This is a genomic window from Streptomyces sp. NPDC041129 (assembly GCF_055592265.1).
On record NZ_JBVIYV010000009.1, the window covers coordinates 111713 to 126096 of the forward strand.

10 protein-coding genes and 1 pseudogene are annotated in these 14384 nt (G+C 70.8%); 8 read left to right on the forward strand and 3 right to left on the reverse strand.

The genetic code is table 11. The annotated features are described in order from the left end of the window. The first annotated feature begins 6 nt into the window (after positions 1 to 6). Both pruA and ACZ6B1_RS26225 read left to right on the forward strand, forming a co-directional pair. Positions 7 to 1638: an L-glutamate gamma-semialdehyde dehydrogenase gene (gene pruA, locus ACZ6B1_RS26220; protein WP_468782277.1), complete on the forward strand. Its 1632-nt coding sequence runs from the start codon at positions 7 to 9 to the stop codon at positions 1636 to 1638. 91 nt (positions 1639 to 1729) lie between these two features. Continuing rightward, positions 1730 to 2599 carry an alpha/beta fold hydrolase gene (locus ACZ6B1_RS26225; RefSeq protein ID WP_468782278.1) on the forward strand — a complete coding sequence of 290 codons (870 nt, stop codon included), beginning with the start codon at positions 1730 to 1732 and terminating at the stop codon, positions 2597 to 2599. Here the strand turns inward: ACZ6B1_RS26225 and ACZ6B1_RS26230 are convergent. Continuing rightward, complete coding sequence (locus tag ACZ6B1_RS26230) at positions 2559 to 3074, reverse strand: alpha/beta fold hydrolase (RefSeq protein WP_468782279.1); 516 nt, start codon at positions 3072 to 3074, stop codon at positions 2559 to 2561. The two genes, ACZ6B1_RS26225 and ACZ6B1_RS26230, sit on opposite strands and share 41 nt — an antisense overlap. Further along, positions 3060 to 3266, reverse strand: a pseudogene (locus ACZ6B1_RS26235) (alpha/beta fold hydrolase); the annotation flags it as partial. The gene ACZ6B1_RS26230 and the pseudogene ACZ6B1_RS26235, both read right to left, overlap by 15 nt. A 268-nt stretch (positions 3267 to 3534) precedes the next feature. On the opposite strand from ACZ6B1_RS26235, the gene ACZ6B1_RS26240 reads away from it, so the two are divergent. Continuing rightward, positions 3535 to 8046, forward strand: coding sequence for a golvesin C-terminal-like domain-containing protein (locus tag ACZ6B1_RS26240; protein ID WP_468782280.1), 4512 nt, complete (start codon positions 3535 to 3537; stop codon positions 8044 to 8046). 68 nt (positions 8047 to 8114) lie between these two features. Here ACZ6B1_RS26240 and ACZ6B1_RS26245 read toward each other — a convergent pair whose 3' ends face one another. Next, on the reverse strand, positions 8115 to 8723 hold the full coding sequence (locus ACZ6B1_RS26245; protein WP_468782281.1) for an SMI1/KNR4 family protein: 609 nt from the start codon (positions 8721 to 8723) through the stop codon (positions 8115 to 8117). A 351-nt stretch (positions 8724 to 9074) separates the two neighbouring features. Here ACZ6B1_RS26245 and ACZ6B1_RS26250 point away from each other — a divergent pair, with 351 nt between their 5' ends. The 5 genes from ACZ6B1_RS26250 (at position 9075) to ACZ6B1_RS26270 (ending at position 14371) form a co-directional block, all read left to right on the forward strand. Further along, positions 9075 to 9206 (forward strand): hypothetical protein, encoded by a 132-nt coding sequence (locus tag ACZ6B1_RS26250; RefSeq protein ID WP_359553267.1) that lies wholly within the window; start codon positions 9075 to 9077, stop codon positions 9204 to 9206. Between the two features lie 143 nt (positions 9207 to 9349). Then, the gene (locus ACZ6B1_RS26255) at positions 9350 to 10393 is read left to right on the forward strand and encodes a 3-isopropylmalate dehydrogenase (protein ID WP_468782282.1); all 1044 of its coding nucleotides are present in this window, start codon (positions 9350 to 9352) and stop codon (positions 10391 to 10393) included. 245 nt (positions 10394 to 10638) lie between these two features. After that, positions 10639 to 11727, forward strand: a complete 1089-nt coding sequence (locus tag ACZ6B1_RS26260; RefSeq protein WP_468782283.1) for a branched-chain amino acid aminotransferase — start codon at positions 10639 to 10641, stop codon at positions 11725 to 11727. A 212-nt stretch (positions 11728 to 11939) separates the two neighbouring features. Then, complete coding sequence (ureA, locus tag ACZ6B1_RS26265) at positions 11940 to 12650, forward strand: urease subunit gamma (protein WP_468782284.1); 711 nt, start codon at positions 11940 to 11942, stop codon at positions 12648 to 12650. Further along, entirely contained in the window at positions 12647 to 14371 is a 1725-nt protein-coding gene (locus tag ACZ6B1_RS26270) for an urease subunit alpha (RefSeq protein ID WP_468782285.1), read from the forward strand. The genes ureA and ACZ6B1_RS26270 overlap by 4 nt, the downstream gene beginning before the upstream one ends. The last annotated feature ends 13 nt before the right edge of the window (positions 14372 to 14384 follow it).

Genomic DNA, 14384 nt, shown 5'->3' on the forward strand with positions numbered 1-14384 from the left:
GATCCTATGGACGCTGTGACCCAGGTCCCCACCCCGGTCAACGAGCCGGTGCACGGCTACGCCCCCGGCTCGCCCGAGCGCTCCCGCCTGGAGGCCAAGCTCAAGGAGCTGGCCGAGAACCCGATCGAGCTGCCGATGACCATCGGCGGCGAGAAGCGCCTCGGCGGCGGCGAGCCCTTCCAGGTCGTCCAGCCGCACAACCACAAGGCCGTCATCGGGACCGGCCGGCACGCCACCCAGCAGGACGCCCAGGACGCCGTCGACGCGGCCCTGGCCGCCGCGCCGGCCTGGCGCGCCATGTCCTTCGACGACCGCGCCGCGATCATCCTGCGCGCCGCGGAGCTGCTGTCCGGCCCCTGGCGCGAGACCATCGCCGCCTCCACCATGCTCGGCCAGTCCAAGACCGCCCAGCAGGCCGAGATCGACAGCCCCTGCGAGCTGGTCGACTTCTGGCGCTTCAACGTCCACTACGCCCGCCAGATCCTCGCCGAGCAGCCCCCGGCGAACTCCCCGGGCGTCTGGAACCGCATGGACCACCGCCCGCTGGAGGGCTTCGTCTACGCGATCACGCCGTTCAACTTCAGCGCGATCGCCGCGAACCTGCCCACCGCCCCCGCGCTGATGGGCAACGTGGTGGTGTGGAAGCCGTCCCCGACGCAGACCCACGCCGCCGTGCTGCTCATGCAGCTCCTGGAGGAGGCGGGCCTGCCCAAGGGCGTCATCAACCTCGTCACCGGCGACGGCATCGAGGTCTCCAAGGTCGCCCTGGAGCACCGGGACCTCGCGGGCATCCACTTCACCGGTTCGACCAAGACCTTCCAGTACCTGTGGAAGACGGTCGGCAACAACATCGAGAAGTACCGCTCCTACCCGCGTCTGGTCGGCGAGACCGGCGGCAAGGACTTCGTGGTCGCCCACCCGAGCGCCGACCGCGCGATCCTGAAGACCGCCCTGACCCGCGGTGCCTTCGAGTACCAGGGCCAGAAGTGCTCGGCCACCTCCCGCGCCTACATCCCGGCGTCCATCTGGAACTCCGGTTTCAAGGAGGAGTTCGCGGCCGAGGTCGACCACCTGACCATGGGTGACGTCACCGACCTGTCGAACTTCATCGGCGCCGTCATCGACGAGCGCTCCTTCGCCAAGAACAAGGCCGCCATCGACCGCGCCAAGGCGGACCCGACCTGCACCATCGTCGCGGGCGGCACCTACGACGACTCGGTCGGCTACTTTGTCCGCCCGACCGTCGTCGAGTGCACCGACCCGGAGAACGAGGTCTTCACCACCGAGTACTTCGGGCCGTTCCTCGCCGTGCACGTCTACGAGGACGACCAGTACGACGAGATGCTGACCCAGATGGAGTCGGTCTCCGACTACGCCCTCACCGGCTCGGTCATCTCGGGCGACCGCGCCGCCGCGGCGTACACGATGGAGAAGCTCCGCTTCGCGGCGGGCAACTTCTACATCAACGACAAGTCGACCGGTGCCGTGGTCGGCCAGCAGCCCTTCGGCGGCGGCCGCGCCTCCGGCACCAACGACAAGGCGGGCGCCCCGCAGAACCTGATGCGCTGGACCCTGACCCGCGCCATCAAGGAGACCCTGGTCCCGCCGACCGACTACTCCTACCCGCACATGGGCTGATCCGCCCATCCCGTGAACTCGGGCCGGGAAGCCTGACCCCCGAGCAGGCTTCCCGGCCCGTTGCCAATTCCGGCCCTGTCACAATGCGTTCATGACGGTGACGGCGGACGACGGGGTACGGCTGTGGGCGGAGCGTTCGGGCGGCACCGGCGACCCGCTGGTGCTGTGCCACGGCGGGCCGGGCCTGTGGGACATGTTCGGCGACCTGGCCGCGCTGCTCGCGGACCTCACCCCGGTGATCCGCTGGGACCAGCGCGGCTGCGGCCGCTCGGAGCACTGTGACGGCCCCTGGACGAGCGAGCGGTTCGTCGCCGATCTGGACGCCGTACGGCGGCACTTCGGCCTGGAGCGGATGGCGCTGCTCGGCCACTCCTGGGGCGCTCAGCTGGGCCTGAGCTACGCACTGGCCCATCCCGACCGGGTGAGCGCGCTGGTGTACGTCTCGGGCACCGGCATCGGCCCGGACGCCGACTGGCACCCCGGGTACAAGGAGAACTTCCTCGCCCGCCTCGCCGACCACCCCGAACGTCTGGCCCGCTGGCGGGAGTTGTCCGGCATCGCGACGCGCACGCGGGACGAGGAGCGGGAACGGGCCGTGCTGCACTGGTCCGTGGAGTTCGAGGACCGGGACCGGGCCCTGGAGCCGGCCGGGCGCATGGCCGAGCCGTGGTTCGGGATCAACTCCGAGTGCGCCGGCGCCCTCAACGAGGAACGGGGGCGGGCCTGGGGCACCCCCGCGCTGTACCCCGCCTGCCGGGCCCTCCGGGTGCCGGTGCTGATCGTCGACGGCGCCCATGACGTCCGCCCCCGTACCGCCGTCGACTCCCTCGCCGCGGCACTGCCGCACGTCCGCCGGGTGACCTTCCCGGGCGCGGGGCACATGCCGTGGGTGGACGACCCCGAAGGCTTCCGTGAACTGCTCAGCCGGTGGGCAGGTGACGGCCGAGAAAGTCCCGCATGAGCGCGGCGATCCGGTCGGCGTGCGTCTCCAGGGCGAAGTGCCCGGCGGGCAGCAGGTGCACCTCGGCCTCGGGCAGGTCCCGCTGGAAGGCGAGCGCGCCGGCCGGCACGAAGACCTCGTCGTGTCCGCCCCAGACCGCGAGCAGCGGGACCTGACTGGCGCGGAAGTAGTCGTGGAAGGCCGGGTAGAGCGCGAGGTTGGCGCCGTAGTCGGAGGTCAGGTCGAGCTGGATCTCCGGCTGGCCGGGGCGGGCCAGCAGCGCCGCGTCGTGCTCGTAGGCGTCCGGGCTGACCAGTGACGGGTCCGGAACGCCGTGCAGGTACTGCCACTTGACGCCGTCGGGGGAGTAGATCTCCCGCACCGGCGCCTCCGTCTCCGGCGCGCGCTTCTCGATCAGGGCCAGCACGGGCGCCCAGGCCTCCTCGCCGAGCCCCTCCTCGTAGGCGTTGCCGTTCTGCGTGACGATCGCGGTCACCCGTCCGGGGTGCGCGAGGGCCAGGCGCAGGCCGATCGGGGCGCCGTAGTCCTGGATGTAGAGCGGGTACCGCTCCAGTCCCAGCCGCTGGGTGAACTCGTCGGTGACGGCCGCGAGTTCGGCGAAGGTGTACGAGAACTCCGCCGGACCGGCGTCGCCGACCGGCCGAAGCCGATGTGGTCGGGTGCGGCTTCCCGCGGACTCCCGGCCCGCGTCGTCCGCCGGCCTTGGATCGGATTGTCCGGCACCTGGTTTGACGCCGCGTCACCCAGCGGAATTCCCGATGCTCCGTCCAGCCCTCTCGGGATAAGGTCCGAACGTCCATCTGATTGGCATGGCCTAGTCATGGACTAGCGCGTTCAGCCGAGTCCCCGCACCACACCCGGCGCGGGGGCTTCCTTCTGTGTGCGGCGACCTCGTCCCGGTCGTGCCCGGCCACCCCCACAACCGAGAAGGATCCGTGAGACACAGAAAGCGATCACTCGCGTTGACGGCGGCAGCGGCGGCCACCGCGCTCGCCCTGCCCCTCGCCGTGCCCGCCCAGGCGGCCGACCCCGCACCGCCCAAGGGAGCGGTACAGGGCTGGCGGAGCACGCCGGCCAAGGTGACGGCCGAGCCGTCCGCGATTCCCGCCGGGGACCGTGCCCGGACCCTGGGTCCGGGCTACCGGGCGTCCAAGGACACCGCGTTCACCACCAGCGGCGACGCCACCGGCTTCCATCTGCTGGTCGCCGACGAGGCCGCCGGGTACGGATGGCGGACGGCGGCCACCCTGCGCGAGAACGGCTTCGACGCGGACAACTGGATCGGCAACGCCTGTCTGACCGCCTCCGGCCGGTACGCGGCCGTCTCCTACGCCCCGCGCACCTTCACCAACCGGCCCGAACTGATGGCACGCGGCGCGTTCACCGCCGTGGTCGACCTCACGTCCGGCAAGGTCACCAAACTGCCGTTCACCTCCTCACTGGCCTACTTCAGTCCCGGCTGCGGCAACGGCGAGGAAGCCGTGTTCACCCAGCTCTCCTACGAGGGCGACAAGGCTCAGACCACCCGGCTGATATCCGTCGACACCCACACCGGCAAGCAGGACGAGCCGATCCGGCGTCCCGGCGAGGTCACCTCCGCCGTCCCCACCGCGGACGGCATCGTCGCAGCTCACGGCAACCGGCTCGTCCGCATCGACGGCGGGGCCGAGAAGGAACTGGCACGCACCCGCCACACGCCGTTCCAGATCACCGCCGACGCCGACGGCGGCATCACCTTCATCGACCGCGACGCCGACAAGAAGGCGACGACGAAGGCGACGAGCCGGGCCCAGCACCTCACCCAGGCGAAGGTCCGCGGCGGTGAGCGGGCCACCCCGACCACGCTGGCCTCCGGGAAGCTCACCGAGTGGGACCTGACCGGCACCCCGGCGGGCAAGGTGTTCATCACCGGGAAGGCCACCAGCAAGGGCACCCTGCCCCGCACGGTCGCCAACCCCGGCCGGCTGCCCAAGGGCGCCCGCATGTCCAGCCTCGGGCACGCCGCCGTCACCACCACCTGGGCGGACGGCAGGACCAGCCTGATCACCCCGGACAAGGCCGACGCCGCACGGGCCGCCCGCACCAGCCTGCGGGTGCTCGCCACCGGCGCGTCCGTCACCCTGGACGCCACCCCGAAGGCCAAGGGGAAGAACGCCGCGACCGGCATCGGGCCGTCCCCGGCGCTCGGCGTCCCGACGGGGAAGCGGTCCGCCGGAAAGGCCGCCGTGGACACCGCCGGCAAGGCCGCCGGCAAGGGCGGCGCCTCCACCCAACTCATCGGCAGCATGCCGCTGTCGGCGTCCCCGACCGGCCCGAGCGAGGGCACCGACGAGCGCTACTGCGCCGTCGCCCGCAACGACGTCAAGAAGCAGGCGTTCCAGCCCACACCGCGTCAGGTCGAGTGGGCCGTGGACCAGGCCGTCGTCGGTGAGCTGCGCCTGGACCGCCCGGCCAACTGGAAGAACACCGGCATGGACGGCTACAGCCCGGGCGGGCTGTTCCCGCCGGTCGTGCTGGCCGGCGACCCCAACGGCACCCTCGACAACGAGGACCCCGCCGTCACCGACCGGTGGCACATCCCCTCGCAGGTGATGCTCGGTGTCACCGCGCAGGAGTCCAACATGTGGCAGGCCACCCGCTTCGCCGTACCCGGGGTGACCTCCAACAGCCTCATCGGCAACTACTACGGCACCCAGTACACCTCCGACGGCACCCAGGCCGACCCCTGGCGCATCAACTTCTCCGAGGCCGACTGCGGTTACGGGATCACCCAGGCCACCGACGGCATGCGCCTGGCGGGCAAGACCAAGCCGGGGGAGACCGCGCTGCCGCCGGCCACGCAGGAGGCCGTCGCGCTGGACTACGCCGCCAACGTCGCCTATGGCGTGCAGATCCTCTCCCACAAGTGGAACGACACGTACTACGCGGGGATGAAGATCAACAACGGTAACCCGCAGTGGATCGAGAACTGGTTCTTCGCCCTGTGGGCCTACAACTCCGGCTTCTACAACACCCCGGACTCCGCCGGCCACCAGGGCCTGGGCTGGACCAACAACCCGGCCAACCCGCTGTGGAAGGCCAACCGTGTGCCGTTCCTGCAGAGCGCCGTGGACCCGTCGAAGGACGACTACAGCCACGCCGCCCACCCGCAGGACTGGCCCTACGAGGAGAAGGTGCTCGGCTGGGCCGCACGCCCCATCTCCGCGATGTTCGCCCCCGGTGACTTCCGCGCCGGCTACCTCGCCGCCTGGTGGAACAGCGTCGACGAGCGCACCTCGGTCAAGCCGCCGGTCGACCTGTTCTGCGACAGCAGCAACAACTGCACCCCGTCCAAGATCGGCGACAACGACTCCAACGATCCCGGCCAGGGCGCCTGCACCCTGGACTCGGGCGACAGCGACACCAACCCGCACTGGCTGCACTGCTGGTGGGACAAGTCGGCCAAGTGGAAGGACTGCGACAAGCTGGCCCAGTGCGGCCACCAGGTGCACCGCTTCAACACCAGCTACCCGGAACAGGCCGACGCGGCCTCCTATCCGCCGCGCTGCTCCACGGGCCTGCCCGCCAACGCGCTGATCGTCGACGACATCCCCGACGGCACGACGCCGGCCGGATCGAACTCACGGGGCTGCGGCCCGGCGAAATCGGACGGCACCTTCACCCTGACCTACCAGCCCTCCGACATCGTCGACTCCGAGACCGGGCAGACCATCACCACCTACCCCGGCAAGATCGACACCCATCAGATCGGCGCCGGCTACGGCAACCACTTCTGGTTCACCCACACCCGCTCCCCGGAGTCCTACCCGCCGCCGGGTGACCGGATGAAGGTGACCGGGACCTGGAAGCTGGGCCAGAAGATCACCGAATACGGCGGCCAGGCCGAGGTGTTCGCGCACATCCCGGACCACGGGGCGCAGACCGGCGCCGCCAACTACAAGATCCAGACGGCCTTCGGCACCGTCACCAAGCAGATCTCACAGGCGGACAACCAGTCCAACAAGTGGGTGTCCCTGGGCTCGTACCGGTTCACCGGCACGACGCCCCAGGTGAGCCTGGACAACTTCAACGGCGGCGACGGCACCAAGGACGTCGCCTTCGACGCCCTCGCGTTCGTGCCCGGCGACCACGACGGCCTGAACGCCATCACCTTCCCCGAGGCGGATCCGAACGCTCCCGACGTCGACTTCGTGGCCGCCCAGGACGCCAAGGAGGTCGGCACCACGACCTCGCTCATGTCCCGTGCGCTCAGCGGCGCCTCGGGCAAGGAGTCGTGCTCGACCGGTCACGACGGCGTCACCATGTGCGCCGCGTACAAGCCACTGACCAAGAAGGAGGACAAGAGCGCGAAGGCCGCCAAGAGCGCCGCGTCGTCCGCGGCCGCCGCGGCAGCCGCCGCGGGCCCCGTGGGATGGTGCAAGGACATCAACGGCGCCGCCATGCAGACGAGGACGCAGGGCTGCATGCGCGGGCTCCTCGTGCTCACCGCGACCCGCGACGGAGCTCCCGTCGGCAACGCGACCGTCAAGGTCATCCAGGAGATCAATCTCGACCCGAAGTCGAACCAGTTCACCACGTGGACCGAAGTCTCCCTGGTCAGCATGACGGGCATCAGCTCCACCACGATGACCTCGTACGACGAGGAGTGCTGGTCCACCACCGCCTGCTCGGAGAGCTACGGCACCTGGACCGGCGGCACCACCTGGACCGCCGGGGACCCGCACGTCGCCACCCGCACCAACACCTTCTCGTGGAACAAGGTCAGCGGCGGCGAGGCCCTGCTCGACTTCACCTGGCAGACCAGCTGGTCCACCCCGGACGCCGCCGTCCAGGCGGTCCCGAAGTGGAGCAACAACGGGTTCGACGTCCGGTGCGACAACAAGGTGGGCGGCAACACGGGGTGCGTCTTCCCGAAGTACACCCCCACGCTGCAGCTGAACACGAAGAAGTATCCGGCCGCGGCCTCGTACTACTGGGTGCTGATGGAGAAGCTGGCGTCCCACCCAGGCAGCGAGGAGTACGACAAGCCGCTGCACCGCCTGGCCGACGATACGAAGGCCAAGGAGAACCGGGACAAGATGTGCATGCTCGCCGTGGCTGAGTGGAACCCCAACCCGGCCGCGGACGGGACAAGCTGCGACGAGTACCCCTTCGCCAAGTCGCGCGAGAGCGGCGGGCAGACGCTCAGCTCCGGCAAGTACTGCGTCCAGATGTACGCGGACAAGCAGACCGACGGGAGCTGGATGCTGGAACTGGACAACAACTACCCGTATCCGTCCTGGAACGAGATCTGCGGCCGGGCCGCGGTTCCGGCCAAGCAGAACACCGACGCCGGTGGTGACCTCGGACGGTTCACCTCCGAGATCAGGCTCCTGGACAACGACGCGTATTACGTCCAGACCGGCTTCGAGGGCTGCGACATCAAGTCCGTCTGCAACATCAGTTAGCTGCAGTCGCCTATGAACCGGCCCTCCGGGTCACCTACCCGGAGGGCCGGTTCCGTCTCCCGGCACGCTCAGGCGGTGACCCACTCGAGCATGCGCCCCTCGTGGACGGAGGGGCGGCGGCCCGCCGTAGGCAGAGGGGCCATGCCCTCCAGCGACTCGCACAGGTCCTGCAGCATCAGGCCGAGACCCGGCCACAGCCACCGGTACTCGGGATCGCCGAACGAGATCTCCCCGACCTCGCCGTAGTGGTCGCCGCGGTGGTCCACGAAGAGCAGGTCGCCGGTGAGGCTCTGCGCGAAGGGCACCCACCGCTCGTGTGCGGTCCGCCCCACGACCTCTTCCTCGTAACCCTCCTCCACGGCCTCCGAGGCCATGTCGGCGAGATTGCGCCGCCACTCCGCGATCCCCTCGGTGTCGAGCAGGCCGTGGCCCAGGACGAAGGCCCCGGCCTGGGTGCTCGACCGGCGCGGGACGACACCGTTGTGCCGGGCGAGCAGCGCCTTCAGATCGTCGTGGAGCGGGAACCCGAGCTCGGCCTCCAGCGCGGTCAGCTCCGCGGCGGACGCGCCGGGACGGAGCGCCGCCTCGTCCTCCGGGGTGTTGCGGGCGAGCCACCCCTCGAACCGCGGCCACAGGTCTTCGAACGCGAAGGTCCCCTCGCGCGTGGATTGATTCATCGGACCCTCTCCCTTGCCCGCGGTGGCGGACGTCCGTGTCGGTCGAGTGACGCCTGGTTCGACCGTACACGGACAAAGCGCAGGTCGCGGCCGCGTGGCGGGATCCGCCGTCTCAGATAGTAGGAAGTCCGAGTAATTGTGCAGACAGGCGCGGCGGGCTCCCTTACTTTTGTAGGAGTCGAACGTCTCGCTCGATCCAGCGAGTGGCGGTCGTGAGCCGGGCCCCGTGCAGGCAACCCCTGCGGCACCGCTCTCCGCCCTCTTGGGGGCCCCGCCCGCGCCCATTAGGCAGCGGGGGAGTCTCGCAACCCCCCTTGAAGTACTCCGGTTTCCCGAAGGAGTCGATTCATCATGGCCGAGACGACCGTCCGCCGCCGAGTCCGCCACGTCTCCCGCTCGACCGAGTCCGAGCGCAAGAACGCCGCCGCCGCCCTCCAGCGCGCCCTCGACCGCCGCGACAACGGCGGCGAGACCGGCCACTGAGCCGACCCCGATCCGGGAGCCGCACCCGCCCGGGGTGCGGCGCGGCCTCCCGCCGCGCCGCACCCCGGAACGCTCCGACGGCACCCATGTCCGCATCGCGGACAGGGCGTGTCATCCTCTGGGACGAGGAGTAGGGTGCCGACATGTCTCGCAGCATCAATCTCGCAGTGATCCCCGGTGACGGCATCGGCCAGGAGGTCGTGGCCGAGGGTCTGAAGGTCCTCTCCGCCGTCCTGCCGCAGGATGTGAAGCTGGAGACCCAGGAGTACGACTTCGGCGCCAAGCGCTACCACGCCACCGGTGAGACCCTCACCGACGCCGACCTCGACGCCCTGAAGCGGCACGACGCCATCCTGCTCGGCGCCATCGGGGACCCGTCGGTCCCCTCCGGTGTGCTGGAGCGCGGCTTCCTGCTCAAGCTCCGCTTCGCCTTCGACCACCACGTCAACCTGCGCCCGTCGAAGCTGTTGCCCGGAGTCTCCACCCCGCTGGCCGGCCAGCCGGAGATCGACTTCGTGGTCGTCCGCGAGGGCACCGAGGGCCCCTACACGGGCAACGGCGGCACCATCCGCAAGGGCACCGAGCACGAGGTCGCCACCGAGGTCTCCGTCAACACGGCCTACGGTGTCGAGCGCGTGGTCCGCGACGCCTTCGCCCGCGCCCAGGCCCGCCCGCGCAAGAAGCTCACGCTGGTCCACAAGAACAACGTGCTGACCTTCGCCGGGCACCTGTGGACGAACGTCTTCAACAAGGTGGCCGAGGAGTACCCCGAGGTCACCACCGACTACATCCACGTGGACGCGGCGACCATCTACCTGGTCACCGACCCCGCCCGCTTCGACGTGATCGTCACCGACAACCTCTTCGGCGACATCATCACCGACCTCGCCGCGGCCGTCTCCGGCGGCATCGGCGTGGCCGCCTCCGGCAACATCAACCCCGGCCGCGAGTTCCCGTCCATGTTCGAGCCGGTCCACGGCTCGGCCCCGGACATCGCGGGCCAGGGCAAGGCCGACCCCAGCGCCACGGTGCTCTCCGTCGCGCTGCTGCTGCGTCACCTCGGCCACGACGCCGAGGCCGACCGCATCGACGCCGCGGTCGCCGCCGACCTCACCGAGCGGGTGGGCAAGCCGGCCCGCAGCACCTCCGAGGTCGGCGACGCCCTCGCCGTACGCGTAGCCGGCTGACCCGCCGCGCCGCGCACAAGCCGTCGGGTCGCACACGCACCCGGCGGCTTCTTTTGTGCCTCGCCGGGTGCCACCATCAACCACTGGGCCGCTTTCACCCCGATTCCGTCCGGCGTGGCCCGCGCGCGATAATCGAACGCGGAGCCGCGACATGAGGGAAAGCTCGGACGTCCTAGCACCGGCCACCGGCCGGTGCGGGCGTGAGCGCGGCCCGGTCACTACTCACCGGTGAAGGACAACCACTCATGACGACGCCCACGATCGAGCTCAAGCCCTCCGCCCACCCGATCGCCGCCGCGGAGCGCGAGGCGATCCTGGCCAGCCCCGGATTCGGCCGCCACTTCACCGACCACATGGTGACGATCAAGTGGACCGAGGGGCGCGGCTGGCACGACGGCCAGCTCGTTCCGTACGCGCCGATCCCCCTCGACCCGGCCACCAACGTCCTGCACTACGCCCAGGAGATCTTCGAGGGCCTGAAGGCCTACCGCCAGCCCGACGGCTCGGTCGCCACCTTCCGCCCGGACCAGAACGCCAAGCGCTTCCAGCGTTCCGCGCGCCGTCTCGCCATGCCGGAGCTGCCGGTCGAGACGTTCGTCGAGGCCTGCGACGTCCTGGTCCAGCAGGACAGGGACTGGGTGCCCGCGCACGGCGGCGAGGAGTCCCTCTACCTGCGCCCGTTCATGATCGCCACCGAGGTCGGCCTGGGCGTCAAGCCCGCCAACGAGTACCTGTTCATCGTCATCGCCTCCCCGGCCGGCGCCTACTTCCCGGGCGGGGTCCGGCCGGTGTCCATCTGGGTCTCCGAGGACCGCGTCCGCGCCGTCCCCGGCGGCATGGGCGACGCCAAGACCGGCGGCAACTACGCCGCCTCCCTGCTCGCCCAGGCCGAGGCGGCCGCCAAGGGCTGCGACCAGGTCTGCTACCTCGACGCCGTGGACCACAAGTGGGTCGAGGAACTGGGCGGCATGAACCTGTACTTCGTGTACGGCGACAAGATCGTCACGCCCACCCTGACCGGCTCCATCCTGGAGGGCGTCACCCGTGACTCCCTGCTCGCCGTCGCCCGCGACCTCGGCTACCGGTCCGAGGAGGGCCGGGTCTCGGTCGAGCAGTGGCAGCGCGACTCCGAGAACGGCACCCTCACCGAGGTCTTCGCCTGCGGCACCGCGGCCGTGATCACCCCGGTGGGCACCGTGAAGCGGGCCGGTGCCGAGTGGCAGCAGAGCGGTGGCGAGCCCGGCGAGGTCACCGTCCGCCTGCGCCAGGCCCTCCTCGACATCCAGCGAGGCAAGGCCGAGGACCCGCACGGCTGGATGCACAAGCTGGGCTGACGCCCGCCCGGCATCCTCAGGGGCCGCCCCGGACTTCCGCGTCCGGGGCGGCCCCCGTGCGTTCGGGGGCCTTGATCCTGCCCTCTCGTACGGAAGGATTCGAGCGCCGCTCAATGTGACATTGGTCGAGCTATCGAAGCCGACCACTTCTTGCTTCAGCGCTGCGTTTAGAGTGATGCTCTAAACGACGGACGACAAGGAGGTGCCGTGCCGTGAGACTGACTCCCACCGAGCGGGACCGGCTGCTGCTCTTCGGGGCCGCCGAGCTGGCCCGGGCCCGCCGGGCGCGCGGACTCCGGCTCAACGTGCCGGAGGCCACCGCGCTGATCGCGGACACGGTCTGCGAGGCGGCCCGCGACGGCCGGCGGCTCGCCGAGGCCGTCGAGGCGGCCCGCTCGGTGCTCGGCCCCGAGGACGTGCTGCCGGGTGTCGCCGACGTCGTCACCGAGGTGATGGTCGAGGCCGTCTTCGACGACGGCTCCCGGCTGGCGGTGGTCTCCGACCCCATCGGCGGCGGCCAGGGGGAGCGGGCGCCGGGTGCGCTGCTGCCGGGGCCCGAGCACGCCGACCCCGAGCCGGCCGTCCGGCTCCGGGTCACCAACACCGCGTCCGTGCCGGTCTCCGTCACCTCCCACTTCCACTTCTTCGAGGCCAACCCGCGGCTCGACTTCGACCGCGAGAGGTCCTACGGCATGCGGCTCGCCGTGCCCGCCGGTTCGTCGGTGCGGTTCGGGCCGGGGGAGAGCGAGGAGGTCGGCCTGGTGCCGATCGGCGGCGAGCGGATCGCGATCGGCTTCGCCGGTCTGGTCGACGGCCCGCTGGACGCGCCCGGCGCGAAGCGGGAGGCCCTGCGCAGAGCCGCGGCCTGCGGATACCTGGGCGTCGCGCATCAGGGCACAGAGGACGGAGGCGAGGAGCGATGAGCCGCTCGAAGGGGCGAGAGGTGAGCAGGTCGGTCCACGTCGACCCGCACGCCTACGCAGCCACCCACGGCCCCCGCGCCGGCGACCGCGTCCGCCTGGGCGACTCCGGGCTGACCGTCCGGATCGAGTCGGACGCCCAGCGGTACGGCGACGAGTTCCTCGCCGGGTTCGGCAAGACCGCCCGCGACGGACTGCACCTGAAGGCCGCCGCCGTCCGTGACACGTGCGACGTCGTGATCAGCAACGTCGTCGTGATCGACGCGGTCCAGGGCATCCGCAAGGTGTCCATCGGCATCCGCGAGGGGCGCATCCACGCCATCGGCCGGGCCGGCAACCCGGACACCCTGGACGGCGTCGACGTCGTCGTCGGCACCGGTACGTCCATCGTGTCGGGCGAGGGGCTGATCGCCACCGCCGGTGCCGTCGACACCCATGTGCACCTGCTGTCGCCGCGGATCATGGAGGCCTCCCTCGCCTCCGGGGTGACCACGATCATCGGGCAGGAGTTCGGCCCGGTGTGGGGCGTGGGCGTCAACTCGCCCTGGGCGCTGCGGCACGCGTTCGGCGCCTTCGACGCCTGGCCGGTCAACATCGGCTTCCTGGGCCGGGGTTCGTCGTCCCACGAGGCGCCGCTCGTCGAGGCACTGGCCGAGGGCGGGGCGAGCGGCTTCAAGGTGCACGAGGACATGGGCGCCCACACCCGCGCGCTCGACACGGCCCTGCGGGTGGCCGAGGAGCACGACGTCCAGGTCGCCCTGCACAGCGACGGCCTGAACGAGTGCCTCTCCGTGGAGGACACCCTGCGGGTGCTGGAGGGCCGTACGATCCACGCCTTCCACATCGAGGGCTGCGGCGGCGGCCATGTGCCCAACGTGCTCAAGATGGCCGGTGTCCCGAACGTCATCGGCTCCTCGACCAACCCCACCCTGCCCTTCGGCCGGGACGCGGTCGCCGAGCACTACGGCATGATCGTCTCCGTCCACGACCTGAAGACCGACCTGCCCGGCGACGCCGCCATGGCCCGCGACCGCATCCGGGCCGGCACGATGGGCGCCGAGGACGTCCTGCACGACCTGGGCGCCATCGGCATCACCTCGTCCGACGCGCAGGGCATGGGCCGGGCCGGTGAGACGGTCCGGCGCACCTTCGCCATGGCAGGCAAGATGAAGGCCGAGCTGGGCCCGCTGGAGGGCGACGGCGAGGGCGACGACAACGCCCGCGTCCTGCGCTACATCGCCAAGCTGACCATCAACCCGGCCATCGCGCACGGCCTTGCCCACGAGGTCGGCTCCATCGAGACCGGCAAGCTCGCCGACATCGTGCTGTGGCGCCCGGAGTACTTCGGCGCCAAGCCGCAGCTCGTCCTCAAGTCCGGGTTCCCGGCCTACGGCGTGACCGGCGACCCCAACGCGGCCACCGACACCTGCGAACCCCTGGTGCTGGGCCCGCAGTTCGGCGCCTACGGTGCCACCGCCGCCGACCTCTCGGTCGCCTTCGTCGCCCGCGCCGCCGCCGAGCAGGGGAGCGACACGATGCCCACCCGGCGCCGCCGGGTCGCCGTCCGCGGCACCCGCGGCATCGGCCCGGCCGACCTGCGGCTCAACTCCCGTACCGGAGCCGTCGACGTCGACCGGCGCACCGGCCTGGTCACCCTCGACGGCGACCCGCTGCGCTCTGAACCCGCCGAGTCCGTGTCCCTCAACCGGCTCTACTTCCTCTGATCCAAGGACCTGT